This is a genomic window from Psychrobacter sp. N25K4-3-2, assembly GCF_015351755.1.
Taxonomy (GTDB): domain Bacteria; phylum Pseudomonadota; class Gammaproteobacteria; order Pseudomonadales; family Moraxellaceae; genus Psychrobacter; species Psychrobacter glaciei.
In genome coordinates this window covers 36,481-63,348 of the sequence record NZ_JADKLX010000003.1, presented here as the reverse complement: position 1 = coordinate 63,348, position 26,868 = coordinate 36,481, and the positions used below count along the sequence as shown (strand labels likewise).

Here is a 26,868-nt window from a genome sequence, read left to right as displayed (position 1 = left end):
TGAATGGCTCTTATGAAACTAAATCCTGTGACCGAAAAATTTATCTTACATTGGGGTGAAATGGGCTCGCAGTGGGGCGTCAATCGCACCATGTCACAGATTCATGCATTGTTATTCATCATCGGTAAGCCGCTAAATGCTGAAGAAATTACCGACACACTTGGTGTTGCTCGCTCTAACGTCTCAAACAGTATCAAAGAGTTGCAGCATTGGGGCTTGGTACAAAAAGTCTCCATATTGGGTGACCGTCGTGACCACTTTACGACCAATACCGATGTTTGGGAGTTGGCACGTATTATTGTCGTTGAGCGTCAGAAGCGTGAGCTTGAGCCAACAGTGCAGTTTTTACAAGAGCTCATGGACAGCCCTGAATTTGAACATGAAAATAATGAGGTAAAGTCACGTATCCGTGATACCCAAGAATTCGTCAGTACCCTAACCACTTGGTCATCTGAGATGCTTAAGCTGCCCACAAGCATCCTCAAAAAAGTCCTCAAACTGGGCGCCAGTATTAAAAAGGTTTTGCGTTGACAGTAAGCTGTATGATTTAAAATAAAAAATTTGAGATGTTATTTCTGTTTTGACAGAAATATATGTAATGGACATAAAGGCCAGCTAAGTTTAAGTGACACGAGCTTGAGTAAAAGTAGCAGCAATAAGAAACAGCAACGACAAATGGATGTGTAAAATGACAGTCAATCAAACACACGCTAATAAAGAGCAAGCCATTAAAAAGGCTATCGCTGCAGTCGAGTGGCAAGACTTGCGCCAATTAACGCGCGGTCAAATCGCTTATAACGTTATTTTGCCTTATACATTTTTGTTGTTGTCTTGGTGGTTTGCCAGTCAATCATGGTATGTCTTAGCATGCGGGGCTTCTTACTTATTTTTTGCTGCCGCATTTCGACAAGCTCATGATGGCTATCATCATAGCTTAGGGACAGGTAAGCGTACGACCACCGCGATATTACTATTGCTTAGCGTGCTACTGATGACCAGCTTGCACAGCATTCGAGCCACGCACATGGCACATCATCGTGACCCATTGGGTGATAGTGATATTGAAGGCAGTCTAGCAAAAGTGTCATGGTGGCAAGCAATGCTCGGCGGGATAACTTATCGGCTTGATATTTATCGTCAAGGACTGCGTCTAAGCAGCCGTCGCAATCAAAGCTTGGCTTGGTTAGAATTTGGCTTGATTGCTTTAGTTATCTTGGTTGCCTTCGTACTGACCGTATTTACTGTCGCTGTTCCTGCTCTGACCATGTTAGCGCAAGTATTGATATACCACATATTGACCATGATGTTGGCCAATGCTAGCGTTGGCATCATTGCTGTGTGGGGTGTGCACCATGATTGTGATGAGACAATCGCTCGCACTGAGCGTAATTCTGTAGTCAATTTCCTAACTTTTAACCTGTTATATCACGTAGAGCATCATCTATTCCCTGCCGTCCCATCAAACCATTTACCTGAACTTGCCAAGCGTTTGGATACGGCTGCGCCACACCTGACTAAAGTACATGTGTTACCGAGTGTGGCTAACGTCATAGATTTCATTAATCATCGTTGGAACAAATTAAAGAATAAATCTCAAAATAGTAACGATAGTGAGTGTCCTATTCGTAAACGTTTTGCCTAATAAGTAGGCTAAATAAAATCAAGATACTTATCCATCAATTATCCACAGTAGTTTCATTGGCTTTGCCAACGCCGTATTTATACTCAATTAACGATGAATGTTAATAGGATAAATATCATGAAAACGAATAATAATGTAGGTGCTTACCCTTATCTATCAGTGATTATTTTGTTTGCAGGGCTTGGTAGCATAGTTGGTGGATTGATTGCAGAGCTGGCTTTATTATTTATTTTTAGGGATGCGGACTTTGCGCAGATTGGTTATCAGCCATTGCTATATGTCGGTCTGCTTGGTTTTATTCCTGCTTTATTAACAGGTATTATTGTCGCTACTCAACAGATATGGCGTGGTGATCATAAGAGTCTACGCACGACATTTTTAGTTGGGTTCGCAACATCCGCAGGTTATATGGGTGCAATCGTCTTATATTTAGGCATTAACTCCTTGATAGAAGTTGGCGTGCTACTGGCCTTTATGATTGGTATAGGACTATTTGGCGCTATCAACTCAGCTATCGCTGGCTGCATTGCTTTACCAAAAGTATGTAAAAGTCGTTTTGATATAAGCGCTAAAAAAGAAGACGATGACTATAACGGATTAAGTTTTACTAAACGATAAGCAAAAAATATAAGGAGTAGGACATGAATATTTTAATCAGTGGTGGCTCAGGATTTTTAGGCAGTGCCTTTAGCGATGAGATTATGGCGCGTTACCGTACTCAAAATAAAGCGCTGCATATTACTTGGCTGACGCGTGATAGCAGCCAAGCACATCCGAATGATATCGAAATGATAACTTATGATGAGCTGGCGAGCTCGGATAAAAGCTTTGAGGTTATTTTAAACCTAGCAGGTGCAGGTATTGCCGACTCGCGTTGGAGTGATGAGCGCAAAGAGCAATTGCTTGCCAGCCGTATTAAGCCTACCGAATCCTTATTGGCATTTATTAAGCGCACCAGTATTAAGCCCAAGCTAATGGTCAGCGGTTCAGCGATTGGTTGGTATGGGACTCAAGGTGACAAACCTCTTACCGAAAGCAGTGGTTTTGAAACCGATTTTGCTCATCGATTATGTGATGAATGGGAGCAGTTAGCTTTGACAGCAACCGAATATAGCGTGCCCGTGGCTATTGTGCGTACAGGTGTAGTGATTCATCCTGATGGCGGGATGCTCGGTAAGTTATTAACTCCATTTAAAATGGGCGTCGGTGGACAATTGGGTAATGGTCAGCAGATCATGAGTTGGGTCAGCCGTGAGGACTGGGTAGGGGCAGCGATATTCATCATTGAGCAGCATCTTACTGATGATGCGAGCAGTCAAACCACGCATGAAAATACCCTACAGACTACAAATGATACGACAGCGGTTGTGTATAACCTAACGGCACCCAATCCCGTGAACAATCATACTTTCACCAAAACACTGGGGTCATGGTTACACCGTCCGACATTTTTTACTTTGCCAAATTTCTTACTTAAGCTGATGTTTGGTGAGATGTCGACGCTACTCATAGATGGACAAAAGGTATTGCCGCAAGCATTACAGAATGAGGGTTATGAGTTTAAACAGCCAACGCTAAAGCAGGCGCTAGAAGGACAGAAGTCATAAATAATCATTAAGGTTGTTTCATGTGAAACGTAATTCTTTATTATAGGGTGCTTTGTTTCATGTGAAACAAAATAGAGGTTTTTATGAGTGACATTGAGTTTAGTACAGTCAAAGCACCTAGCTATCCTAAAGGTAAGGTAATAGGGATTTATGGTTTGCTAGGTGGAGCGATAGGTGGTTTTATTGTCTTCTTATATATGCTTGTAATTGACGGTAATATTTTTAGGCAAGAGTTAACAGATATTTTCAAAATGCTATTAGCTTCTATTGTAGGCGGATTCTTTTTTGGTTTACTCCCTACGTTAGTAGCTGGATTAACTATATGTAAGTTGAAGATAGTATTTGATTCCATACTAAAAATAGTACCGTTATTCTTCATTGGATTTTTTAGTACTTTTATATTTTCAGTTTGGATAATGCTAGATGAGATTGTTTCAGAAAAAATCATATCTGCTTTGCTTTTTAGCTTGATAGGTGGCGCAAGTGCAGTAGTCACAGGTCTTATCGCATTACCTAAATACAAATAAAATTTATCCAAATATTTCACTTTTGACAGAAATAAAATAAATAAAACCAGACAATTAAATTGAGTGGTCGCGCCAGCAAGACAGCTACTGCTTATCACTAAGTAAGGAGAACATCATGCGTCATCCTTCGTTAGCCAATATTGAATGGCAAGATTTGCGTGAGCTCAAGCCCACTGAGACCGTTTACAATATCTTTTTATCGTTACCATTTTTATTATTGTCATGGTGGAGCGCGTGGCAGGGGTTTTGGCTACTTGCGCTGGCTGCGACGTTTTTCTTTTTTACTGCCGCACTTAGACAAGCCCATGATTGCTATCACCGCACTTTAGGTGTGAGTAAGGTCGCCACAGAGCTCATGCTATTTATGCTGAGTATCACGATGCTCTGTAGTACGCATGCTATTCGGCACACTCATCTCAATCATCATAAAGATCCGCTTGGAGACAGCGATGTCGAAGGTAACTGGGCACGCCTGCCGTGGTATCAGGCGATATTAGGCGGTGGTATTTTTTCGATTATGATTCAGTGGTTTGGTTTGACGCATGGTAGCCGCCGCAATCGTATTCTCGTTGCCTTTGATCTGTTGCTTATTTTCTCAGTGATTGCCGCCGCTTATATCACGATGCATCCCGTATTGATGTATCACGTATTGGTGATGATATTGGCCAATACGATGGTGGGATTCTTTGCGGTATGGAGCGTGCATCATGGTTGTGATGACGTGGTATATGCCCGTAGCGAGCGCCATCCGCTGATTAATCTACTGACTTTTAACTTGCTCTATCACATCGAGCATCATCTGTTCCCAGCGGTGCCGACCAACCATTTACCGAAGCTTGCCAAGCGCTTAGATACTGCTGCACCTCAATGGACGCAGCAGCCAGTAATTCCCTTTTTAGCCCCAGTCAATAAATACCAAAAACCTAGCGTGATTAATAAAACGAATAGCCTCGATGCTGAGGTATCACTCATAAAGGAGTCATAACATGATTATCCAAAACCATATCAACAGTTATAGAGAGCAAGCAAATTTGTCCATTACCATGTACTACGATGATGCGTGCGTGATATGCAGCACCGAGGCGCATAATATGAAAAAACGTCAACCGGAAAAGATACACTTAGTTCCTGTAGAGGAGGGGCTTGATGAGTTGGTCGTCGCAGGATTCAGCCGTGAGGATGCGATGACTTATATGTGTGTGCAAGACAGCTACGGCAATTGGTATACGCACATGGATGCCGTGCGACTGCTCTACAGAACGGGCGGCGTGAAATGGTCACCGTTATTGTTTTTGCCAGTGGTCAAACAACTTGGCGACTTTGTTTATCCGTATGTCGCGCGCAATCGTTATAAAATCCCGAATTGGGTGACCAAGTTGGTCTATGGCAAAGCGCTGATGCAAGATTGCGCTAATGGCGTTTGCAAAATAGCACCCTTTAAACGTTAAAGGGCTTTTACTGTCCACTATTTGGTTTTGTGGCAACAGCATTTTAAAGGTAAAGCATATGAAGTTTTCGTGAAAAAAAAGACGCTATGTTCAGAGCATTCAGCTTTTAACGTAAGATAGCATCCTCTTTATCTGATTAGACCTTATTATGTGGTTCTTCATCATTTTCACTCAGTTGCTAGCTGTTATGACCAGCGTTCTTATTTACTGGTTAATAAAGCCAAAAACTACGTCTGCAAAAGCTGCGCTGATAGCTGCTGTCTTTACTGTTAATAATGTGGCTCTCATTTATGGTTTGACTGAGTTTTGGGGTGAGCGCTTTCATGTCTATCTGGTCGTTAGTATTTTGCAGGGGTTTATGCTTTATGCTGGTGTGATAACCGCTACGGTGGCGCTACTCATTTATCGACTCTTTAAACGAAAATCTCGTCCAATACTCTTGCGCGCCTTTGCCATTACGACTTATATAACTATTGTTAGCTTAGCCGTATTTAATGCTTACTCGCCCGTTGTACACCGTCTAACAGTCACTATAGATAAGCCGCTGGATAAGCCAATGGATATCGCGCTTGTCTCTGATACGCATCTGGGTAGATGGTTTGGCAATCGACAGATAAGGAAAATGGTGAGTCTCATCGATGCGCAACACCCTGATGTCGTGGTTATCGCTGGTGATATTATGAATGACGATACAATTGCTTACGATAATACGAATATGCATGAGCAGCTATCAAAGCTTAAGGCACCGCTTGGCGTCTATGCGACTTTAGGCAATCACGATTATTTCGGTTATGACCAGCAGATCACAGAGGCGGTGGAAGAAGCGGGCATCAAAGCCCTTGATAATGAGAGTGTGCTATTAAATGACTCGGTATGGCTGGTGGGTCGCTCAGACGATATCGATCGTACCAGACTGTCAGCTGAGGAGTTATTGACACAAGTACAGACAGACAAACCGGTGATATTTTTGGAGCATCGTCCTAGCGCGATGGATGAGGTCAGCGCCCTGCCAGTCGATTTGCATCTGTCTGGACATACCCATGGCGGGCAGATATTTCCACTAACGATATTGATGGATTGGTTGACACCGCTAAACTATGGCAGCAAAAAAATAGCCGATACGCAGTTTTTGGTGACCTCTGGTTATGGCATCGGCCCCGTACCATTTAGACTGGGTACGCGTTCTGAGATTTGGATAATTACGTTGCAGTCTGGTGTATGAGCCATTTAAATAAAAAGTGTTACCCTAATGATAAAGCCTCTACCATATCTAAATGGTAGAGGCTTTTATTTGCTGTTAGGCTGGCTAATAGCTACTTTGCTCGTCTAGTCAGCTAAAAGCATACTGCATTGACGCCATAATACTCAGGAATTTTTTCATGCGCTACGCATTTTTCATTACCATTTTTGCGCTATTGCAGCTGTTTAGTGTCGGCGCAGCTCTAAGCGTGCAATGGTGGTTACAGCCTTGGCAGACAGCAGGTTTACAAACTTCGGTATGGGTAATCATATTCATTATTACCAACGGTTTGCTGCTACTCAGTGTCAATAGAGCATTTGCCAATAGCTATCGCTGGATCAGTGGTTGGATGTTGGCCATGCACTTTATGCTATTGACGGCTTTAGTTACCAGCCTATTTTATGGTGGCTATTGGTTAATTACATCGCTAACTGGTGACGTACTCGCTACACCGGCTACCGTCGATTTTGGGTTGCGCATATTAGCATCGGCAGTATTTATCGGGTTGTTTGTTTATGCCCTATATAGCGCTTATGCGCCTGTGGTACGTGAGTTATCTATTGATATTGATAAGCCTTTGGCTAAGCCGCTACGTATTGCGGTCGCTAGCGATTTGCATATCGGGAGATTGTTTGGCATTGGTGCAATAGATAGACTGCATCGTCTGATTGTGCAGCATAAAGCAGACATATTGCTGATGCCGGGCGATATCATGGATGACAATACACAGGCATTTACCAAATATAAAATGGCAGAAAACTTGGCTGAGTTATGCAAAAGCTTGCCTTATGGGGTCTATGCGACTTTAGGCAATCATGACTTATACGGGCACGAGCAGCCGATTGTCCAAGCGTTGCGTGCTGCTGGCGTGCAGTTGTTAAATGACGAAGTCATACGCCTCACGCACCAAGGGCAAGCGCTTTGGCTGATGGGACGCTTCGACAATCATAAGCGTCAGCGCGTCCCGACGACTGATCTATTGGCGCAGGTCAATAGCGCTGAGCCGCTGATATTGTTAGACCACAGACCAAGTGATATTACTGAGCACAGCCAAATGCCGATTGATTTGCAGCTCTCTGGGCATACCCATAACGGTCAGATATTCCCCGCCAACTTCATTGTCAGTGCCATCAACCGCTTGGGCTATGGCTATGAGGTCATCAATGACAGTCACTTTGTGGTGTCATCTGGTTACGGCTTTTGGGGCATTCCGTTTCGACTGGGCTCGCGCTCAGAGATTTGGCTCATCACCCTCACTGGTCAGTAGGTTTTGCACAAAACAAGCAAACGACTTGATAATATAGTTTGTCTGATTGCCAAGACCTTGATGGACACTCATCAAGTTAATAAAACCGTGTGGTGCGCCTAGCACTGTATAGGTTTCTACCTTAACGCCTTCTTTTTGCAAAAGCTCGGCATAAGCCAGTCCTTCATCTCGCAAGATATCTAATTCCGCAACGACGACATAGCTGGGACACAGGTGTGCATTGTCACCGTGCATGACTGAGATAAGCGGATGGGACTGCGTTAGACCACTGTGCTGAGTGTAGGCGGTATTAAAGACGTTTGCATCGTTGTGATCGAGCAGCAAGCCTTCACCATAAAGCTCCCAACTCGGATATTCAGCCTCATAATCAGTGACAGGGTATAGCGGCAATTGTGCTAAAGGTCGAGGCAAATCAGCCAGTGATTTTTTAAAGGTATTATTGGCTTTTTTATCAGTCTCAGTAGCTTGATTGTTATCTTGCCATAGTGCATCGATAGGCTTGATAACCTGCTGCGCCACCAGTGCTACCAAGCAACCACCTGCACTATCACCAGACAATACGATGCGCGATGGCAATGCACCAAGTGACTGAGAATGTTCAGTCAGCCAAGCGTAAGCCGACAGACAGTCTTTAAGGGCTGTTGGCGCTGGATATTCAGGAGCCATGCGGTAGTCGACGCTCACGACTGCCCAGCCAGTTTGGGCACAGACCGTGTGACAAAACTCATGATGCGTGTCGATATCGCCGATACAAAATCCGCCCCCATGAAAAAACAGCATGGCGACTTCATCCGTGCTTTTTCCCTCGTTATTCTGCTTCCGACTGCTGGTAGCAGCGCACGGTCATGTCACCACCATCCGCATTGGCAATGGTCTTATCTTGCCAGCTGACAGCGTTCTCTGAATTTCCTGAGGCATCTGCATTTTGTTGCCAAACGCTAGGCGCTTGCAACGACACCGCATCTGTACCAAATTTCTGCCGTAGTTTGGGTAGCTTATCCAGTGCTAACGGGTGCTTGAGCTTATTACTGACAGCAAGTATCAGGCGCAGATGGGCGTCAGCAAGGGGATATTGCTCCGCTGTAGACGCTTTTAATTGGTGATTAAAACGTTCGAGTAGCGGCGTTGGCAGATTATCCAACCCTTTTAGCGTGTGGTGTAAAACATGATGCTGGTGCACATTTTTAGCGGCTGTCTTTTTTACGGTCTTAAGCGTTTTTGTCAATAAAGCATTGAGCGATGGCACCGGTAAAATAGGCATAAACCCTCTCTTGTAATCGATGTTTAAACAAAATTAGTCGGCTTTATAAGTGAACGATTAATATAGCAGTTAATCGCAAAGGTTATATTATTAGGGTCTGTTGAACATTCAAATATTAGGACTGCTGATCGCTAAAATCTTATCAAATCAGGCGTAAACCGACGATAGTGTCGAGACCTTAGCTAGGTTTACAACAACGTTTGGGGTGATTTTAGCATCAGCCCCAAGTATACAAGCAGGGGCAGGGCTATTTTTTGCCAATACATGGCGAAATTGTCTAACCTAGAATGACTAGGCGTCAAAAATTTCACTGCGTATTGTCTAAAAAATAGCCACTGCCAGTGCCACATTTGAATGTTCAACAGACCCTACATTCAAATCTATCTTAAAAGCTTGACGGTAAAGTGACGCATGGCTCGATGACAAAAACCTAATCATGTCTACCCGTTATTTATCGTAGCATTTATTACGTTATTGACAATAATCCTTATGCTCTGCAATGATTTATCTGGCTAAAGCGAAAAATTCCTCATATTAGGCTTGAAATTTATGGTCATCACCTTTATCAAGCAGCTATTGAAGCGCATTTAAAAAAGAATGAACAAAAACAGTTAGGCCATTAATAAAAGCACAATGATCAGCCCTTGGTCGGTTTGTTGTGCCTTAAAACCAACCATTATATTAATAATCCTAAGGAGCTACCATGAGCGAGCAGAATACGACCCAAGAATCTCTTGAGCAAAATGTGTCACATGACAATATTGACCACGATGAGAGTATTTTAGAAGAAACCTTGAAAGAGTTTGATCCACAGAATAACTCAGGTGAAGAGATGACGATCGAAAATGATATCAATCTTGACACTTTTAAAGCCCGTATCGCTGAGCTAGAAGGCGAAGTGAAGCAAGCTAAAGAAGGCACCGCCCGTGCCAATGCTGAAGCTTATAACGCGCAAAAACGTATGGAACAAGAAGCGGATAAAAGCAAAAAATTCGCCCTACAGAAATTTGCCAAAGAGCTATTGGACATCGTTGATAATTTAGAGCGTGCCATGGAAAACGCTGATGCCAATGACCCAGTCGCTGAAGGCGTTCAATTAACGCACAAAGCGCTATTAGCACTGCTAACCAAAAATGGCGTAGAAGTCGTTGAACCTCAAGGTGAGAAATTCAACGCTGACTTTCATGAAGCGGTAGGCATTGATCCAGACGCCGAAGCAGATACTGTCGGTACGGTACTACAAAAAGGCTATAGCTTGAATGGTCGTCTGTTGCGCCCAGCGATGGTTCGTGTCGGTCAATAATATTTGAGCTGATATCGTCAGAAGCAGGAACGCTTTAAGTCATCGGTTTATTATATAAGTGGTGAACAATCAGTTTTTAACTGTGCTAAACCTCATTATTAGTAAGGGTTTTCACAAAAAGTCACACAAAAGACAGTTTTTGCGTGGCTTTTGACTTGAAAAAATTAATAAGTAAACCGATATATAGCAACAAGTGACCAACTATGGTCTGAACATATAAGTATTTATATTTAAAACAAATTAGGAGCATTTGATTATGGGTAAAGTAATTGGTATTGATTTAGGTACAACGAACTCATGTGTAGCAGTAATGGAAGGTGACAAAGTTAAAGTCATCGAAAATGCTGAAGGTACGCGTACCACACCATCGATCGTCGCTTATAAAGACGACGAAATTTTGGTTGGTCAGTCAGCCAAGCGCCAAGCTGTCACCAACCCAAACAACACCTTGTTTGCGATTAAGCGTCTGATCGGTCGTCGTTTTGATGACAAAGTCGTGCAAAAAGACATCGGCATGGTGCCTTACAAAATCGCTAAAGCAGACAATGGCGATGCATGGGTAGAAGTCAACGGTAAAAAACTAGCACCACCACAGGTTTCTGCTGAAATCTTGAAAAAAATGAAAAAAACAGCAGAAGATTATCTTGGTGAAAGCGTGACTGAAGCAGTCGTAACTGTACCTGCTTACTTCAATGACTCACAGCGTCAAGCCACTAAAGATGCGGGTAAAATCGCTGGTCTTGATGTAAAACGTATCATCAACGAGCCAACCGCTGCTGCACTTGCCTATGGCATGGACAAAAAGCAAGGCGATAGCACTGTTGCTGTATATGACTTGGGTGGTGGTACTTTTGACGTATCAATCATCGAAATCGCTGACGTTGATGGCGAGCAGCAGTTCGAAGTACTAGCAACCAACGGTGATACATTCCTTGGTGGCGAAGACTTTGACTCAGCATTGATCGACTTCTTAGTAGACGAGTTCAAAAAAGACCAAGACGTCAACCTAAAAGGTGACTCATTGGCAATGCAGCGTCTAAAAGAAGCGGCAGAAAAAGCGAAAATTGAACTATCAAGTGCCCAAAGCACCGAAGTAAACTTGCCGTATATCACTGCCGATAGCAATGGTCCTAAGCATTTGGTTGTTACTATCAGCCGCTCAAAACTAGAGAGCTTAACGGAAGCGCTAGTACAACGTACCATGGGCCCTTGTAAAATTGCCCTTGAAGATGCTGGCATAAAAATCGGCGACATCGATGACGTTATCCTAGTTGGTGGTCAGACTCGTATGCCACTGGTACAGCAAAAAGTACAAGAATTCTTCGGTCAAGAGCCACGTAAAGACGTGAACCCTGACGAAGCAGTAGCAGCTGGTGCAGCCATTCAAGGCGCGGTATTGTCTGGTGAAAAAACGGACGTATTGCTACTTGATGTGACGCCATTGACCCTTGGTATCGAAACGATGGGCGGTGTCATGACGCCAGTTATCGAGAAAAACACCATGATTCCTACTAAGAAATCACAGGTATTCTCAACCGCTGAAGACAACCAGCCAGCTGTAACGATTCAGGTATATCAAGGTGAGCGCAAAATCGCTAACCAAAATAAACAGCTTGGTCGTTTTGATTTGACGGACATTCCACCAGCACCACGTGGTCTACCACAAATTGAAGTGTCTTTTGACATCAACGCTGACGGTATCATGAACATCTCAGCAACGGATAAAGGTACTGGTAAAGCGCAAAGTATCCAGATCAAAGCGGATTCTGGCTTGTCGGACGAAGAAGTTGAACAAATGGTTCGTGATGCAGAAGCCAATGCTGCTGAAGATGAGAAATTCGCTAACCTAGCGCAAGTACGCAACGAAGCAGATGGTCGCATCCATGCCGTACAAAAAGCGCTGAAAGAAGCCGCAGATAAAGTGACTGACGAAGAAAAATCAACAGTAGAAACGGCTATCACTGAGCTTGAAACAGCGGCTAAAGAAGATGACCATGATGACATCAAAGCCAAGCTTGAAGCATTAGACAATGCTTTCTTACCAATCAGCCAAAAAATCTACGCTGATGCAGGTGCTGGCGCTGAAGGTATGGATCCAAGCCAATTCCAAGAAGGCGCGGATGCTGCTGGTGGCAACCAAGCTGATGACGACGTGGTTGACGCTGAGTTCACTGAAGTAGACGAAGATAAGAAGTAGTACCAAATCCAAAAACGCGATTAGCTGCGTCAAACTCGCTTAGTCTACTCAATGTAGTACTTACGCTTGTTTTCCTTGCTACTCAAGTTTTTGAAAATGGTAGAGTCGATAAGCAGTTAAATTAAAAAACGCATCCTTCGGGGTGCGTTTTTTTATGGCTATAATTTCTGTTAGTAATATTAGGCATAGTCAGTGAAAAGTAATATCGATATATCCGCAATACCGTCGCATTTTTAGGATGTTTTGACTATATGGCTGATTTAGGGTTTAAACGCACTCACAGTCAGTACTTCATAAGTCAAATTAACGCAAGGCTGGCCATCTTCGTTTTGTGCAGAAAAATGCTGCCAATAATCTGACTCAAACTGTTGTAAACGCGCTTTCGTCCATCTAAAAGGTTGCGTGTTCCTTGACGATACTTGCGTTTGACTGGTTGAGACACCCGTCAGTTTCATATGCTTCAACACAGCATAAGGGCTGATAAATGGTAAGTCGAAACGCTCAATTGAAAGCTCGATATGCTCAAAATCAGCATTTGTCAATGCTGACTGCCACTCAGTGATATCTGGATAATCAAGGCCTTGACCCGTTAGCGCTTTAATTTGCAAAAAATTATTGGGCGTAAAGGTGCTGAAGAGTAGTTGACCTCCAGTCTGTAGACGGTGTGCTGATTGCGTGACAAAATTCAACGGATTATCAAACCACTGCACTGCATTGGCACTGACTATCAAGCTGTGTATTCCTTCCAAGTCCATGGTTTCAGCATCGCCAATCGCTATGTCAGCCGTTGGTAAAATTGATTGCAAGGTAGCCGCTTGTTCAGCGCACAATTCATTGATCAGCCAATGCTGGCTTTGTATATGCTCAGCCAGTAGTCGTGTCATTTGACCTGTGCCCGCACCGACTTCTAATACACTGCTTTGTTTGGTATGAGCAATATTTTCTAATAAATACTGACAGACTGTCTGCTGAATACTGGAATGCTGGTCATAGTCGCTGGCACTGGCAAAATGGCGAGCAATGGTTTGTTTTCTAGCGCTAAAACTATCAGGTGTAACGAGTATTTCCATAGATCTTATTACATCCAATTGAGCCAATTATCAATCGATATAGTCATTCCACTATAAAAATATTACTGCGTTAACCTCGCTTGAAGTATTAAATATACATCTACGTTCGGTTGCCTTGTACTACTTTTAAATTGAATCGACTATAGTAGGACCATTGTCCTTGCTAGATAGTGGAATTATAACTGTTGTATTAACCGTTCGCAGTCTTCGTTGGTTAGTTTGGCATTCATGACTAAGCGAATACGCGCGGTGTTCGCAGGAACGGTAGGTGGTCTGATGGGCAGCGCGTAAAATCCTGCGGCTTGTAACTGTTGTGCTTTACCAAGCGCACACGCATTGTCGCCTAATATATAGGGGATAATAGGTGAATCATAGCTTATATTTTGAGCAGTTGGCGATGCGCGGTGTTGTTGGTCGATGGCTCGACTAAGCTTGATAGAGATCTGCGCCAGATGTGTGCGTTGGTGGGTCAAGTTTGGCATTTTTGCTAAAATAAAGCGAGTCCAAGCGTGATTGATCGGTGGCAATGCAGTACTAAAAATCAGCGGACGCATGGCGTTGATCATCCATTGTTTGACGACCTCATCACACATGATATAAGCACCCATTGAAGCAAATGCTTTACCAAAGGTACCGACCAAATAATCAATATCAGTCAAGGTATTTGTTTCTTCCGCTAGTCCCAAGCCAGTGTCACCTAACACACCAATGGCATGAGCCTCGTCAACATATAGCTCAATGCGAGCATCTTTGGCTTTTAATTGTACCAATTGAAGTAAGTCAGCACGGTCACCATCCATACTAAAAACACTCTCGGTGACAATAATAATGCGCTCAACCGTTTCATCTGCTTGCTCGATAAATCTGGCTAAATGCTCGTAATCATTGTGACGGTAACGACGATAGGTGACCAGTTTGCTTTGGCTTAGCCGCATCCCATCGATAATACTGGCATGTACCAGCTTGTCAGCCAAAATAAGCGTTTTGACTGGTAGCGCCGTCAGAGCTGGCAGGATACCAATATTGGCATGATAGCCGCTATTGAATACCAGCACAGATTTTGGGGTAGATAGGCCTTGTTTGCCTACGGCAGCTTGATACCACGCTTGCAACTCAGACTCTAGAGCTTGCAACTGGGTATCGTTGCCGGTGAGTAACCGCGAGGAAGTCGCACTCATCTTTGGTCGTTGTGCCGCTGGTAACCGATCTATTTGCTTGAGAAACTCGCTTTGTAACTCCGTATCGCTGCCCAAGCCTAAATAGTCGTTACTGGCGATATTCAGCAGTGTCTTACCTTGGCTGACCACATAACGTCCTTGATGTTCTAAGCTTGGTAAACTACGGTATTGCTGCTGAGACTTCATATGCGTCAATGATTCTTGCAGTTGCACAACGATAGAACTTGTCATATTGATGTCTTCCTTTATCTTATTTTTGACTTTTTAGCATTCATTGACTGCCTGATAAGTAGGAAGTATTGCACAAATCGGCTACTTGTAACAAAAAATTTCATATCTCGACCTTTGTAACCCATAGGCTGACAAACGCTTGCAAATCTTAACTCTGATGCCATCAAACACAGACAGACTGTATGAAATACTTTGTTACTATATATTCATCGTTAGCAAGCAGGGCGATGAGGCTTAGAAAGCCATTAAGAATAACTTGCTTGCCCATATAAGTTAAAGGAGCTAATAATGAAAACTCTACAAAAAACTCTATTTGCACTAGCAGCTGGTTCTTTACTAACGGTCAGTGCACAAGCAGCCGTCTCTTATGGTAACGGTTATACCGGTCAGCCATACGTTGGTGTTAAAGTCGGTCAATTCGATCTAGACGTCGATAATGCTGATGATCCAACGGCCTATGGTGTATACGGTGGCTATAACTTCGATCCTAACTTCGGTGTTGAAGCAGAGTATGTCGGTTCAGATGATGCTGATTACAGAAACGGTGATCTCGATGCCAAGACTTATGGCGCTTACGGTACTTACCGTTATGCTTTCCCAAACACGGGACTATACGCTAAAGGCAAACTTGGTGTCGCCAAAACTGAAGTAGAAGGTGACTATACTGTTGGTCCAGTTAGAGTGTCAAACTCTACTAGTGACACAGGTATCGCTGGTGGTGTCGGTCTTGGATATTCAGTAAACCCTGACTTCGGTGTTGAGGCTGAATACTCAATGATGGACAGTGATGTCGATGCTAAGTTGTTAACCGTTGGCGCACATCTTAAGTTCTAAATCTCAGATAGTTTCATGATAAAAGCAAGAAATGGTCAGTCTACTGGTCGTTTCTTACCCCAATAATTCATATAAAAGCAATTAAAAAAAGACGATATTAGGAGAACACAATGAAAATTCTACAAAAAACATTACTTGCACTAGCCGCTGGTTCTTTAGTAAGCATGGGTGCACAAGCCGCCGTTTCTTATGGCAACGGTTATACTGGGCAGCCGTACATCGGTGCTAAAGTCGGTCAGTTTGACCTAGACGTAGACGGCGCTGATGATCCAACCGCTTATGGTGTATACGGTGGCTATAATTTCGATCCTAACTTCGGTGTCGAAGCAGAATATGTCGGCTCAGACGACGCGGATTATCGCGGCGGTGATATCGATGCTAAGAGCTACGGCGCATACGGTACTTACCGTTATCAGTTCCCTAATACTGGCTTATATGCCAAAGGTAAACTAGGGGTCGCTAAAACTGAGATAGAAGGTGACTTCACCCGCAATATCGGCAACACTGAAGTCAGAACTGAGACTTATTCAGAAAGTGATACCAGTCTTGCTGGTGGTGTAGGCCTTGGTTATTCAGTGAATCCTAACTTTAGCGTCGAAGCTGAATACGACAAGCTAGGTAGCGATGCTGATCTTATGACGGTTGGTGCACAGCTAAAGTTCTAAATGATTGCTAGTTAATTATAGAATAAGAAACGATCGCTTCGGCGGTCGTTTTTTTGTACGAAAAAAGCTACGGTTAAAGTCATTAAAAAAGAATGCATTAAAAATAATCTTCTGCTAGAATCTCGAATTCAACAATAGTTCAGCTAACTTATGTGCTCTGCTATGTCCACTCAGGCTACATTTTAGTTTTATTTAATAGGAAGACATATGAATACTTTACAAAAAGCTTTGATCGCATTATCAGTTAGTTCTCTAATGAGTATTAGTGCGCAAGCAGCAATTAACTACGCTGGTCAGCCATATGCTGGTGTAAAACTGGGTCAGTACAGTCCAGATGATGTGGAAGATGATGCAGTATCATACGGTGTCTATGGCGGCTATAAATTCACTCCAGAATTTGGTGTGGAAGCTGAATATTTGACGACTAATGATGCAGATGCGTTTGATGACACCTTTGAAAAGTCAGAATATAGTGCTGATGTATATGGTCTCTATGCGACTTATGATTACAATTTTCCAAATACCGGTTTATACGCCAAAGGCCGCCTAGGTGTTGCGAAAAATGAAATTGATGTAGACTATACAGATAAAGTTATTGCTAGCAACAGTGAGAGCTTTAGCGTTTCTGATACAGGTGTCGCTGGTAGCTTAGGATTGGGCTATAACCTCACTCCTATGGCTTCTGTAGAAGCTATGTATAACATCTATCCTGAAGTGGATGATCTCGAGGTAAGTGGCGTTACTTTAGGTGCTCATGTAAAATTCTAAGTTAGCCTGACTGCAAAGAGATTAATAAAAAAACGATCACGGATGTGGTCGTTTTTTTTGGTTGAGGCATTTACAAATACTCATTAGGCTTTTGCCTTTACTCGGCAAAGTCAGCAGTATATTAATGATTTTTAAGGCATTATCGCTCTAAAAATGTGCTACATTGAAAGCTAGAATGACAAAGACAGGGAATATATCAATGATTGAGATGCTCTGGATGATTGAACCGTGGCATTGGCTGGTATTAGGCTTTGTGCTACTGATTGTCGAGATGTTTGTTCCGACATTTGCCAGCCTTTGGTTTGGTGCTGCTGCTATTATCGTCGCGGCACTGTCGTGGCTATTACCTATCTCGCTCGCCATCCAAATTGTTATTTGGCTGGTACTTTCTGCGGTGTTTCTATTGGCATGGTTTAAATTTATCAAGCCTCTGTCAGTGGATCGTACCAAGGCAGGGCTAGGCGGCAGCGTCATTATCGGTGAGACTGGTATGATTATCGTACCGCCGCAGCCTGAAAGAGCGGGCATGGTACGGTTTAGTGTGCCTATCGTGGGAGCGGCTGAATGGATGTGCCGCACGCAAGGGGAACAAGTGGCGGTCGGTGATCGGGTGATCGTGACCGATATCGTTGGTAATGAATTGGTCGTCAGTAGTATGAAATCGCAGGCAGCGATAAATAAAAGTGTGCAAATATAATAGGGGTGAAATATGGGAAGTTTCAATATCGTAATGGTGGTCTTGATCGCGCTGGTGGTGTTTACCGTATTTAAAGGTGTTCGGATCGTACCGCAGGGGTATAAGTGGGTCGTGCAGCGTCTTGGTAAATATAGCCAAACACTAGAACCAGGGCTAAACCTCATTATTCCTTATGTTGACGATGTGTCTTATAAAGTGACGACCAAAGACATCGTGCTCGATATTCCTTCTCAAGAAGTCATCACGAGAGATAACGTCGTTATTATCGCGAACGCTGTCGCTTATATTAATATCGTTCGTCCTGATAAGGCGGTATATGGTATCGAAGATTATGAATACGGTATTCGTAATCTGGTACAAACATCGCTACGTTCAATCATCGGTGAGATGGATCTGGATAGCGCATTATCTAGCCGCGACGAGATCAAGGCCAAACTCAAGCATGCCATCTCAGAAGATATTTCTGATTGGGGTATCACGCTAAAAACAGTAGAAATTCAAGATATCAACCCGTCAGCGACCATGCAGACAGCGATGGAAGAGCAGGCAGCTGCTGAACGTCAACGCCGTGCAACGGTGACGCGTGCTGATGGTCAAAAGCAAGCTGCTATCTTAGAGGCAGATGGGCGTCTGGAAGCCTCACGTCGTGATGCAGAGGCACAAGTGGTGCTTGCCAAAGGGTCAGAAGAGTCTATTCGTTTGATTACCAATGCCATGGGCACTGAAGAGATGCCGATTGTTTACTTACTGGGTGAGCAATATATCAAGGCGATTCGTGAGCTGGCTGAGTCTGATAACGCAAAAATGGTGGTATTACCTGCTGATATCCTCAGTACAGTGAAAGGTATGGTGGGTGATAAACTGAAGGTTTAAGCAATGGTGCTTTGATTACATGTACTTTGATCACATGTTCTTTGATCACATAGCTACAACTTATAAAAATAGCCAGTGAGTATGCGAAGCACTGGCTATTTTTTTGACTTAAATTTGATCATACTATTTTTGCTGGTTTTTCAGGCGCGAAAAATGAAACATAAAACACCTTTTCTCAAATAATAAAAATACTGATACAAGGAAAAAACAATGACCAAGCAAAATCCAAATATTGAAATAATCTCAATAGAGAATTTCCCTCAAGGCAGCCCATTACCTTATACCGTGCTTGATGCGACACATATTAATGCCGCCTATCCTGAGCAAAAATTAGAGATTCGTAGTGGCGGATACGGCTCAGACGCAGCGGCACATCCAACCAATGCCAATCAGTTTTATGTACTTACTGATCGAGGTCCCAATGCTGATTTTGATGGGATTGCGGGTAAAGGTAAGCAGTTTTTAGTGCCGAATTATACACCGTCTATCGGGCTATTTGAGTTACATGAGGACGGCAAAATTATCAAGATAAAAGAGATAGTGCTAAAAGACAGCAATGGCAATCCTATCTCTGGGCTACCGAATCCAAAAGCATTGGGCGGGACCAATGAAGTGCCCTATGATATCGATGGTCAGCCGATGACCGTAAATCCTAACTTGCCTTTTGATGCAGTGAGTAATCCTATCAAGACTGATATCAATGGTTTAGACCCCGAAGGACTCGCTGCACTTACAGACGGAAGTTTTTGGATTAGTGATGAGTATGGTCCACATCTCGTCCACTATGACGCGGATGGGTTAGAGATTGAGCGTATCAACCCATTTGCTAGTGATGAGCGTAACAATGTGATGATTGATGACACGCCAATTTTATTGCCGATGGAGTTTACCAAGCGCCGCGCCAATCGTGGCATGGAAGCATTAACGATTACGCCAAATCAAACCACGCTGGTAGGCATTATAGAATCGTCAATGGACAATCCTGACAAATCAGGGCGCGGTTCTAGCGTGACACGGGTTATTACCATTAACCTAAAATCTGGCCAGATCGCTCAATACTTATATCGTCTTGATGTAGCGGAGCATGTGGTGTCAGGGTTAGTCGCGCTCAGCGATCATGAATTTTATCTCATTGAACATGATCGTAAATTGCCACTCCAAGATGAGTCGGCAAAAAAATATATTTATAAAATTAACCTCTCACAGGCAACAGACATAGAAACCATTAGTACTGCCAACCACCTAAAGGCGATTAAACAAGATGAGCATGTTGGTTTAACCATCGAAGGAAAAACACTTGAGCAGCTTATTGCAGCCGACGAAGATAACTGGCAGGTACTTAAAAATATCAATATTATGTCCGTTAAGAAAACCTTAGTCGTCGATGTACTTGCTACTCTAGATTATCCACATGACAAACTTGAAGGTCTGTGGCTACGCCAAGATGGCTCACTTGGGTTGCTAAACGATGATGACTTTTCTATCACAGATTCAGCGATGACAGATACGGACATAGTAGGGCGGGATAATAAGAAACCAAAAAGCACCGTTGAACATAAATATCTCGATAAAGAAAAAACCATCATAGATGCCAATAGACTGTACATCGTCATGCCTATTGAGTAGTGATAGGTGACGGATGGTAAGTCGCCGCATTTAGCAATAAAAAAGACCTCGCTTGAGGTCTTTTTTATTGCTAATAACTAACTCAAAAGCCAGTCTATAGTCAGTAAAAAGTAATATCTATACATGATGCACTGCTGATATCAATTTTCCTTGCTTGCTGTGCCTGCGCAGACAGAGGCTACAAAAAACTGATATTAGCAATACCGCCGCGTCTTTAGGATGTTTTGACTATAGTTAGATAACTTTAGAAAAGCGATTTTGATGCTTCTTTGCCAAGTACTCGTCAAATACCATGGCGACGTTGCGACCGAGTAGGCGACCTTTTGGTAAGACCCGAATCCCAGCGGCATCCATATCGATGAGCTTGTCATCTTGCATCTCGCCCAATTGCTGAATCTCATCAATGAAGTAAGTAATGGCGTCGACACCGAATTTCTGATTCACATCTTTAAAGTCGATATAGTCGTGACAGAGTAGCTTCATAATCACATATTCACGTAAGCGATCTTTAATCGACGTTTTAATTACTTTTACCGCTGGCATGATAGTAGGGTTGTTTTTCGACGCAGCGATATTGGCCTGATACGCTTGTAAATCAGTATCATTCTGCAAAATATAACGTGTATTGGCATTGGCAATTTGACTGATAGAGGAGACACCAAAGCCTAGCAAGTCGCAGTCACCCATAATGGTATAACCTTGGAAATTACGATGCAGTTTGCCCTCGCGCTGCGCCACCGCTAGCTCGTCATCAGGCTTGGCAAAGTGATCAATACCAATATATTGATAGCCCGCTTCGGTCAGTGTGTTGATGATATTGCCGAGCATGGCAAGCTTAGCCGCTGGGTCTGGCAGGTCTGCGTCTTTTATTTGACGCTGGGCTTTAAAGCGTTCTGGCAGGTGCGCGTAGTTAAATACCGACAGACGATCTGGTGACATCTCAATGATGCGGCGTACGGTTTTATCCAAGGTTGCAGGCGTTTGATGCGGCAGACCATAAATCAGGTCAATATTGATAGAACGGAAACCCAGCTCGCGTGCCTCAGTGAGCACATTCTCGATCATTTCTGCTGAATGCACACGATTGACAGCGATTTGTACTGTCTCATCCAAGTCTTGCACACCTAAGCTGACGCGGTTAAAACCAAGATTGCGTAGCGTTTTTAATGTCTCGTCACCCAGCTCACGGGGATCAATCTCAATAGAGTAGTCGCCTTCACCTTCGGGTAAAAATTCAAACTGGGTTTGCAAAAAATCCCACAGTTGACCCATCTCTTTATCGCTTAAAAACGTCGGCGTGCCTCCACCTAAATGGAGCTGCTTAACGAGTGGCTTGCTGCTGCCCTCTGGTGCAGATAATAAACGCCGCTTGTGGCTAATTTCAGTGATTAAGTACTGCAAATAATCGCCTGAGTCGCTATTTTTTTTGGTGATAATTTTATTGCAGGCACAGTAATAGCAGAGATGGCGACAGAATGGGATATGGAAATAGAGCGATAATGGCGCACGGGCTTCGCGATTTTGGAGAATGGTTGTTTCAATGCCATCAGCGATTGGTGAGAACTCTAATGCCGTTGGATAAGAGGTATAGCGTGGCCCTGAACGATTGTATTTATTGATAATCGATTCATCAAATGTAGGTAGCTGCTTGGTCATAATACTGCCGCGCGTACTGGCGTAAGGGTTGTCTGGCTGCATGACAGGGCGTACCGTGGTGGGTTGCTCTCCTGCACGATTATAAGGCTGCTGGGTGTTTGTTTCAGAGTGTTCTGTCATGTGGCATTCCTTTTTGATGCTGTTTGCGCCTATTAAAGCAACCTTATACACTAATGATAATAGATAACGTATCAGCGTCTTTTAGCGATAGTAGTGACTTGGTTTGCAAAGGATAGTATAGCAAATCCTTGCTTATAATAGGGTGATTGGCAAGTTCTCTTAGCCTATGGATTTACTTTGTTTTAAAAATAGAAAAACCCCCAGAGTCTATCTGAGGGCTTTTGCTTATATTAAAATAACGAAGAATTTTATTCTCTTAACTCAACTTTAGCACCAACTGCTTGTTTAGATACTTCACCAGCACTAAAAGGCAGACGTATCCAGTCTTTGTCTGCATAACGACGGGTTTGATCACGATGGAAAGGACGTGTGGTATCACCAGCTTGCGAGAAAGCTAACAGCGCTTCCACGACCGGACCTTTGCTATCAAACGTTACCGATTGCATATAAGTTGGACCATTGGTAATTGGACCATAAGTGCCATCGCTGTTTTGACTTGAGCTGGCAACGTTGAAGATGCCTTCACCACCGAAGCCACCATGCATAGGGATTTTTTCACCGTTTCTGTCCGCATCAATAACGAATTGTAAGCTACCTAACGGTGCGTCAAGCGCAATATTTTTACTATTGTAATAGCTAATAGAGTCGCCCAAAGCTTTACGTGTTTTATCATTGATGATTAAGTCACGAGGCGTGTTAACAGGGTCAGCCTTATCGAATGGAACACTAAATCCTGCATAACTACTAAACCCAAAATTGGTCCAGAATTTTCTAAAGACATGAGCACCTTTACTATCAAGATTGTTACGACGATCCCAGTTACTCAAGACAGTACAAGCTTGAGTGGCATCGATAGTACCACCGTCAGTCAAAGGTAATGTCGGATTAGCTTGGCAATCTGCCAAAATATCATCAAGCACTAATTCAGCGCCATAACTGCGATTTCCGTAGACGACTTGTTGCATATTATCAAGGTTAAAGGTATTTCCGCCTAAACCATCTTTATTGCTTAATCGATCAAATATTTGAGTAAAGGCCATACGAGTACGTGGAGATAATGGCGCGGCATCTTCAGAAAGCGGTAACAACCCACGTCTCAATAACGGTGAAAAACCTGTCAACGGCTGTTCTGCATTACTAAACCAATAAGAGTCATTTGAGTTTAGAGCGTAGTCATCACGAATTAAGAATGGTAAGTTTGAACCGCCAAAAATACCAGCTTGTGGTGAGTCGGCATCATTGCCCCATTCACAGGCAGCTTTACTGCCATCTAGTGCAGGCAAATCAGCTGCAATCAGAGCATTCAGGAAAATCCCCGCATTAGTGCCACAACTTTCTAGCTTTTCTCTAGTGACATTAGGCACGGTCGAGATATCAGCATAGAGCGCCTTGCCATTACGATCGGTGGCGATGGTATTAACAAAGCCGAGGCCTAAAGTAGTTTGCATTCTATCGACGAGATCCTCAACGCTAGTGGCCATGTTCATACTGCGCCACTGATTAAGTGCTCTTGGATTTTCAGAGGCCGCATCACGAATCGTATAAGCCAGATTGTTTGCACCCCACGTTGGCAAAAGACCATTGAGCAAGTTAGCCGCGAGCATAGGCCCATATTGAGACAAATAGATAGGTTGAACCAACGTTTGATTGTCTGGCAATTGAACCGTCACATCGACTTTTTCGATATCACGTTCCTCAACCACACCCGCGCTATTTGTGTATTTGTATTTCAAAGGGTTGCCATCTACTAGATTAAGCTGGTAAAGCGTAAAGCGTTTGGCAGTTGATACGGTATGACTCCAAGCCACGTCTTTATTAAAGCCAATATTGATAAAAGGTTGACCTTGTTGGGCGGCGCCCATTACGTCAAGCTCACCTGGTATCGTTGTATGAAACTCATAAAAACGCTGGACACCGTTCCATGGCTCATGTGGGTTACCATATAGGACACCACTATCTGTCCCTGTCACCTCACTACCAAAGGCATAAGCGTTACTACCGCCATTCAGTACATTGATAGTCGTCATGTCAAACTCTTCATCTGACTCTACTGTAGGCTCGACGCTACTCATTCTAGAGCTACCTTGAATGCCAGTAGTTGCAGGAGGAGCTGCCGCTACAATACGGCTGACAAAGTTAGAGAGCCCACCGCGTAGATTGGCTTTACCATAAACTGTCAGTAGGTCATCAATAGTAATCTCTCGAACCCACTCAGCGTTAGCACAAGCAGGATCAATATTCGCCACACCTTTATCTCGCAGATAACGGCTAAAGCCTGCTGCATAGCCTGTGACCGCATCGATAGTTTCAGGGTCTTGAGCCGCTAAGAATTCAGCTTTTCTCTCTGGAGAGTTGTACCAAGTATAAAATACATCGCTATCAACATTACCTTCATCGCCTAGATACAGCATGCTCTGACCGCTAGCGACGACAACTTCTTTCGCTAGTGAGCAGAAGTTATCTTCAGCAAACGCATAGCCGACACCGTAGCCCAGCCCTTTATAATCCTTTGCGGTAATATGAGGTATACCAAACTCGGTACGTTGAATGTCAGCTTCATACGTCGATGCAGGGGTAGGGGTATCAGTATCGTCATCGTTAAAGCTATTATCACTATCAGAACAGCCGAATAATGCTAAAGAAACAGCCATTGTGAGTAAGGTGAGCGTGGGCACTCGCCGATTTTTAATCAATATATTCATTGTATTTACCATCCATGGTTAATTTTTACGATTTAAAGCACTGATAATCCTCTTATCTGTCGCGCTCTAAATAGTCAATAAATTGCTATTGTTGCTTTCAGTGTACAAACACTCACCAATCATATACCTAAAAGAAATAACTTTACCAGTAATTTAATAAAATTATTTTTCTTATAAAAATAAAAGGTAGGAGCGCTTTTTATTCTTTGAAATCATAGCTCGGCATTCAAAAAACCCATAGATAATGGTTCGTTAAAATGTTGAGAAAGTGAGGTTTAACAGTAGCTAAACCATTTTTATTATAAAATACACGACATTTGCGCACTGATACATAATACTTTATGATCAAAAGCTCCCTTTATTAGGAAACGCTGATGTCGTTTGCTCAAGTCTATACCCGTTCAGTCGTCGGTTTGCATGCACCCAAGGTCATTATTGAGGTGCATTTATCGCAAGGCTTGCCAGCATTGACCATCGTCGGTCTACCAGAAGCTGCTGTGCGCGAGAGTAAAGACCGCGTGCGCTCAGCCATTCTGAATTCTGGCTTTCAGTTCCCCAATCGTCGCCTGACGATTAATTTAGCGCCAGCAGATTTGCCAAAAGATGGCGCGCGGCTAGATTTGCCCATTGCCATTGGCATCTTGGCAGCCAGCGATCAGTTAGATCCAGAGGTACTATCAGGGTTTGAGTTTATCGGTGAGTTAGCGCTCAATGGGAATTTACGGCAAGTCACTGGTAGCTTGGCAGTAGCACGAGCGATAAAGGCAGAAGTGTTGGCGTCCAAAGTATTACAGACAGCAGATAATGATGAACTAGAATTGACGGAGCAGGGTCAAGAGCCACAAACGCCGCAGTTAATCGTCCCGATCGATAACGGTGCCGAGGCTAGCCGTGTCGAGGGTGTAGAGATATTGGCGGCGGATAGTCTAAAAGCCGTTTGCGATCATTTGCAATCTTTGACCAATCCAAATGCCACTTACGAGCGCTTAAAGATTGTACCGCCCGCTGCGATAGAAAAACATACCGGTTATAAAGTAGATTTGGCTGATGTTAAAGGCCAACATCATGCTAGGCGTGCGCTAGAGATTGCCGCCGCTGGTGGTCATTCGCTGTTGTTCACAGGGCCTCCCGGCTCGGGTAAGACACTGATGGCATCGCGGCTACCGACTATCTTGCCAGATTTGAGTGCTGAGGATGCGTTAGAAGTTGCCAGTACTTATTCGGTGGCAGACAGTGATTATGATTATGGGACAAGGCCATTTCGGCAAGTTCATCACACCATATCAGCGGTGGCTTTGGTCGGTGGTGGCTCACGTCCTAAACCGGGCGAGATTACCCTTGCCAATAAAGGCGTGTTATTCCTTGATGAATTACCGGAGTTTGATCGTACCGTGTTAGAGGTACTGCGCCAACCATTAGAGGCGAAGCAAATTACCATTAGCCGTGCCAATTCACAGATGACCTTTCCAGCCAACTTTCAATTGGTGGCAGCCATGAATCCTTGTCCGTGTGGCTATGATGGTGACGGCTCGGCAAGATGTCGTTGTCGTCCCGAGCAGATTAAGCGCTATCAAGATAAGTTATCGGGCCCATTACTCGATCGCATTGATTTGCATATTACCGTGCCCGCGTTACCGATTGCCGACTTGCAAAATGCTCAAGCTGGTGAAACCTCCGAGCAAGTGCGGATTCGAGTGGCTGCCGCGCACAAGCATCAACTCAAGCGGCAAAAAAAGGTCAATAATGAGCTTAGCCCTAGTGAAATTGATAAATATATTCAGTTAGGCGCGGGCGAGCAACAGCTATTACAACTTGCTCAGCAACGTCTGAATCTATCGGCACGTGGCTATCATCGAGTCTTGCGCGTTGCTCGTACCATCGCAGACCTTGCCGACAGTGTCGATATCACGAGTGCCCACGTGTCAGAGGCATTGAGCTATCGAAGTAAGTAGCTGG

At 43.6% G+C, this 26,868-nt stretch carries 24 protein-coding genes; 18 read left to right on the top strand and 6 right to left on the bottom strand.

All coding sequences use genetic code 11. The features are described 5' to 3' along the window. Positions 1-12: 12 nt before the first annotated feature. The 9 genes from IOD06_RS08190 (at position 13) to IOD06_RS08150 (ending at position 7,731) form a co-directional block, all read left to right on the top strand. Positions 13-531 carry a GbsR/MarR family transcriptional regulator gene (locus IOD06_RS08190; RefSeq protein ID WP_194620509.1) on the top strand — a complete coding sequence of 173 codons (519 nt, stop codon included), beginning with the start codon at positions 13-15 and terminating at the stop codon, positions 529-531. A 157-nt stretch (positions 532-688) separates the two neighbouring features. Next, positions 689-1,642, top strand: a complete 954-nt coding sequence (locus IOD06_RS08185; RefSeq protein ID WP_194620507.1) for a fatty acid desaturase — start codon at positions 689-691, stop codon at positions 1,640-1,642. 117 nt (positions 1,643-1,759) lie between these two features. After that, positions 1,760-2,260, top strand: a complete 501-nt coding sequence (locus tag IOD06_RS08180) for a hypothetical protein (RefSeq protein ID WP_194620505.1) — start codon at positions 1,760-1,762, stop codon at positions 2,258-2,260. Positions 2,261-2,283: 23 nt separating this feature from the next. Next, positions 2,284-3,249, top strand: coding sequence for a TIGR01777 family oxidoreductase (locus tag IOD06_RS08175; protein WP_194620503.1), 966 nt, complete (start codon positions 2,284-2,286; stop codon positions 3,247-3,249). An 83-nt stretch (positions 3,250-3,332) separates the two neighbouring features. Next, positions 3,333-3,776: a hypothetical protein gene (locus IOD06_RS08170; protein ID WP_194620501.1), complete on the top strand. Its 444-nt coding sequence runs from the start codon at positions 3,333-3,335 to the stop codon at positions 3,774-3,776. 115 nt (positions 3,777-3,891) lie between these two features. Then, positions 3,892-4,761 (top strand): fatty acid desaturase, encoded by an 870-nt coding sequence (locus tag IOD06_RS08165; protein WP_194620500.1) that lies wholly within the window; start codon positions 3,892-3,894, stop codon positions 4,759-4,761. A gap of 1 nt (position 4,762) precedes the next feature. Then, positions 4,763-5,224, top strand: coding sequence for a thiol-disulfide oxidoreductase DCC family protein (locus IOD06_RS08160; protein WP_194620498.1), 462 nt, complete (start codon positions 4,763-4,765; stop codon positions 5,222-5,224). Positions 5,225-5,411: 187 nt separating this feature from the next. Further along, on the top strand, positions 5,412-6,446 hold the full coding sequence (locus tag IOD06_RS08155; RefSeq protein WP_227669966.1) for a metallophosphoesterase: 1,035 nt from the start codon (positions 5,412-5,414) through the stop codon (positions 6,444-6,446). 157 nt (positions 6,447-6,603) lie between these two features. Continuing rightward, entirely contained in the window at positions 6,604-7,731 is a 1,128-nt protein-coding gene (locus tag IOD06_RS08150; RefSeq protein ID WP_194620496.1) for a metallophosphoesterase, read from the top strand. Here the strand turns inward: IOD06_RS08150 and IOD06_RS08145 are convergent. Then, positions 7,696-8,511, bottom strand: a complete 816-nt coding sequence (locus tag IOD06_RS08145; RefSeq protein ID WP_194620495.1) for an alpha/beta hydrolase — start codon at positions 8,509-8,511, stop codon at positions 7,696-7,698. The genes IOD06_RS08150 and IOD06_RS08145 overlap by 36 nt on opposite strands. Positions 8,512-8,539: 28 nt before the next feature. Beyond that, complete coding sequence (locus IOD06_RS08140) at positions 8,540-8,992, bottom strand: hypothetical protein (RefSeq protein WP_194620494.1); 453 nt, start codon at positions 8,990-8,992, stop codon at positions 8,540-8,542. Between the two features lie 703 nt (positions 8,993-9,695). On the opposite strand from IOD06_RS08140, the gene grpE reads away from it, so the two are divergent. Together grpE and dnaK are read left to right on the top strand one after the other, a co-directional pair. Continuing rightward, positions 9,696-10,295 carry a nucleotide exchange factor GrpE gene (gene grpE / locus IOD06_RS08135; RefSeq protein ID WP_194620493.1) on the top strand — a complete coding sequence of 200 codons (600 nt, stop codon included), beginning with the start codon at positions 9,696-9,698 and terminating at the stop codon, positions 10,293-10,295. Between the two features lie 256 nt (positions 10,296-10,551). Beyond that, positions 10,552-12,492 (top strand): molecular chaperone DnaK, encoded by a 1,941-nt coding sequence (gene dnaK / locus IOD06_RS08130; protein WP_194620492.1) that lies wholly within the window; start codon positions 10,552-10,554, stop codon positions 12,490-12,492. A gap of 260 nt (positions 12,493-12,752) precedes the next feature. Here dnaK and IOD06_RS08125 read toward each other — a convergent pair whose 3' ends face one another. Together IOD06_RS08125 and IOD06_RS08120 are read right to left on the bottom strand one after the other, a co-directional pair. After that, positions 12,753-13,562, bottom strand: a complete 810-nt coding sequence (locus tag IOD06_RS08125) for a methyltransferase domain-containing protein (protein WP_194620490.1) — start codon at positions 13,560-13,562, stop codon at positions 12,753-12,755. Between the two features lie 176 nt (positions 13,563-13,738). Further along, positions 13,739-14,971, bottom strand: coding sequence for an 8-amino-7-oxononanoate synthase (locus IOD06_RS08120; RefSeq protein WP_194620488.1), 1,233 nt, complete (start codon positions 14,969-14,971; stop codon positions 13,739-13,741). Between the two features lie 288 nt (positions 14,972-15,259). Between IOD06_RS08120 and IOD06_RS08115 the strand changes: the two genes are divergently transcribed. The 6 genes from IOD06_RS08115 to IOD06_RS08090 all read left to right on the top strand — a co-directional run bounded on the left by IOD06_RS08115 (position 15,260) and on the right by IOD06_RS08090 (position 20,434). Beyond that, positions 15,260-15,805, top strand: coding sequence for a porin family protein (locus IOD06_RS08115; protein ID WP_010197225.1), 546 nt, complete (start codon positions 15,260-15,262; stop codon positions 15,803-15,805). Between the two features lie 110 nt (positions 15,806-15,915). Further along, on the top strand, positions 15,916-16,470 hold the full coding sequence (locus IOD06_RS08110; protein WP_189583977.1) for a porin family protein: 555 nt from the start codon (positions 15,916-15,918) through the stop codon (positions 16,468-16,470). Between the two features lie 207 nt (positions 16,471-16,677). Next, a complete protein-coding gene (locus IOD06_RS08105; protein WP_194620486.1) occupies positions 16,678-17,238 on the top strand; it encodes a porin family protein in 561 nt (186 codons plus the stop codon). Between the two features lie 199 nt (positions 17,239-17,437). Further along, positions 17,438-17,935, top strand: coding sequence for an NfeD family protein (locus IOD06_RS08100; protein WP_189583980.1), 498 nt, complete (start codon positions 17,438-17,440; stop codon positions 17,933-17,935). A gap of 12 nt (positions 17,936-17,947) precedes the next feature. Next, positions 17,948-18,808 carry an SPFH domain-containing protein gene (locus IOD06_RS08095; protein ID WP_189583983.1) on the top strand — a complete coding sequence of 287 codons (861 nt, stop codon included), beginning with the start codon at positions 17,948-17,950 and terminating at the stop codon, positions 18,806-18,808. Between the two features lie 210 nt (positions 18,809-19,018). After that, positions 19,019-20,434, top strand: a complete 1,416-nt coding sequence (locus IOD06_RS08090; RefSeq protein ID WP_194620485.1) for an esterase-like activity of phytase family protein — start codon at positions 19,019-19,021, stop codon at positions 20,432-20,434. A gap of 234 nt (positions 20,435-20,668) precedes the next feature. Here IOD06_RS08090 and hemN read toward each other — a convergent pair whose 3' ends face one another. Together hemN and IOD06_RS08080 are read right to left on the bottom strand one after the other, a co-directional pair. After that, a complete protein-coding gene (gene hemN / locus IOD06_RS08085; RefSeq protein WP_194620483.1) occupies positions 20,669-22,210 on the bottom strand; it encodes an oxygen-independent coproporphyrinogen III oxidase in 1,542 nt (513 codons plus the stop codon). Between the two features lie 248 nt (positions 22,211-22,458). Then, positions 22,459-24,912 carry a penicillin acylase family protein gene (locus tag IOD06_RS08080; protein ID WP_194620481.1) on the bottom strand — a complete coding sequence of 818 codons (2,454 nt, stop codon included), beginning with the start codon at positions 24,910-24,912 and terminating at the stop codon, positions 22,459-22,461. A gap of 374 nt (positions 24,913-25,286) precedes the next feature. Between IOD06_RS08080 and IOD06_RS08075 the strand changes: the two genes are divergently transcribed. Next, entirely contained in the window at positions 25,287-26,864 is a 1,578-nt protein-coding gene (locus IOD06_RS08075) for a YifB family Mg chelatase-like AAA ATPase (RefSeq protein WP_194620479.1), read from the top strand. The last annotated feature ends 4 nt before the right edge of the window (positions 26,865-26,868 follow it).

What these genes read in the sequence shown, in the direction of transcription:
- IOD06_RS08120 (WP_194620488.1), bottom strand. Translation starts at nt 14,971, where the DNA reads ATGACAAGTTCTATCGTTGTGCAACTGCAAGAATCATTGACGCATATG.
- IOD06_RS08175 (WP_194620503.1), top strand. Translation starts at nt 2,284, where the DNA reads ATGAATATTTTAATCAGTGGTGGCTCAGGATTTTTAGGCAGTGCCTTT.
- IOD06_RS08125 (WP_194620490.1), bottom strand. Translation starts at nt 13,562, where the DNA reads ATGGAAATACTCGTTACACCTGATAGTTTTAGCGCTAGAAAACAAACC.
- IOD06_RS08080 (WP_194620481.1), bottom strand. Translation starts at nt 24,912, where the DNA reads ATGAATATATTGATTAAAAATCGGCGAGTGCCCACGCTCACCTTACTC.
- hemN (WP_194620483.1), bottom strand. Translation starts at nt 22,210, where the DNA reads ATGACAGAACACTCTGAAACAAACACCCAGCAGCCTTATAATCGTGCA.
- IOD06_RS08100 (WP_189583980.1), top strand. Translation starts at nt 17,438, where the DNA reads ATGATTGAGATGCTCTGGATGATTGAACCGTGGCATTGGCTGGTATTA.
- IOD06_RS08105 (WP_194620486.1), top strand. Translation starts at nt 16,678, where the DNA reads ATGAATACTTTACAAAAAGCTTTGATCGCATTATCAGTTAGTTCTCTA.
- IOD06_RS08145 (WP_194620495.1), bottom strand. Translation starts at nt 8,511, where the DNA reads ATGCTGTTTTTTCATGGGGGCGGATTTTGTATCGGCGATATCGACACG.
- IOD06_RS08075 (WP_194620479.1), top strand. Translation starts at nt 25,287, where the DNA reads ATGTCGTTTGCTCAAGTCTATACCCGTTCAGTCGTCGGTTTGCATGCA.
- IOD06_RS08115 (WP_010197225.1), top strand. Translation starts at nt 15,260, where the DNA reads ATGAAAACTCTACAAAAAACTCTATTTGCACTAGCAGCTGGTTCTTTA.
- IOD06_RS08155 (WP_227669966.1), top strand. Translation starts at nt 5,412, where the DNA reads ATGACCAGCGTTCTTATTTACTGGTTAATAAAGCCAAAAACTACGTCT.
- IOD06_RS08185 (WP_194620507.1), top strand. Translation starts at nt 689, where the DNA reads ATGACAGTCAATCAAACACACGCTAATAAAGAGCAAGCCATTAAAAAG.
- IOD06_RS08150 (WP_194620496.1), top strand. Translation starts at nt 6,604, where the DNA reads ATGCGCTACGCATTTTTCATTACCATTTTTGCGCTATTGCAGCTGTTT.
- IOD06_RS08110 (WP_189583977.1), top strand. Translation starts at nt 15,916, where the DNA reads ATGAAAATTCTACAAAAAACATTACTTGCACTAGCCGCTGGTTCTTTA.
- IOD06_RS08090 (WP_194620485.1), top strand. Translation starts at nt 19,019, where the DNA reads ATGACCAAGCAAAATCCAAATATTGAAATAATCTCAATAGAGAATTTC.
- IOD06_RS08160 (WP_194620498.1), top strand. Translation starts at nt 4,763, where the DNA reads ATGATTATCCAAAACCATATCAACAGTTATAGAGAGCAAGCAAATTTG.
- IOD06_RS08165 (WP_194620500.1), top strand. Translation starts at nt 3,892, where the DNA reads ATGCGTCATCCTTCGTTAGCCAATATTGAATGGCAAGATTTGCGTGAG.
- IOD06_RS08180 (WP_194620505.1), top strand. Translation starts at nt 1,760, where the DNA reads ATGAAAACGAATAATAATGTAGGTGCTTACCCTTATCTATCAGTGATT.
- IOD06_RS08170 (WP_194620501.1), top strand. Translation starts at nt 3,333, where the DNA reads ATGAGTGACATTGAGTTTAGTACAGTCAAAGCACCTAGCTATCCTAAA.
- IOD06_RS08140 (WP_194620494.1), bottom strand. Translation starts at nt 8,992, where the DNA reads ATGCCTATTTTACCGGTGCCATCGCTCAATGCTTTATTGACAAAAACG.
- IOD06_RS08190 (WP_194620509.1), top strand. Translation starts at nt 13, where the DNA reads ATGAAACTAAATCCTGTGACCGAAAAATTTATCTTACATTGGGGTGAA.
- dnaK (WP_194620492.1), top strand. Translation starts at nt 10,552, where the DNA reads ATGGGTAAAGTAATTGGTATTGATTTAGGTACAACGAACTCATGTGTA.
- grpE (WP_194620493.1), top strand. Translation starts at nt 9,696, where the DNA reads ATGAGCGAGCAGAATACGACCCAAGAATCTCTTGAGCAAAATGTGTCA.
- IOD06_RS08095 (WP_189583983.1), top strand. Translation starts at nt 17,948, where the DNA reads ATGGGAAGTTTCAATATCGTAATGGTGGTCTTGATCGCGCTGGTGGTG.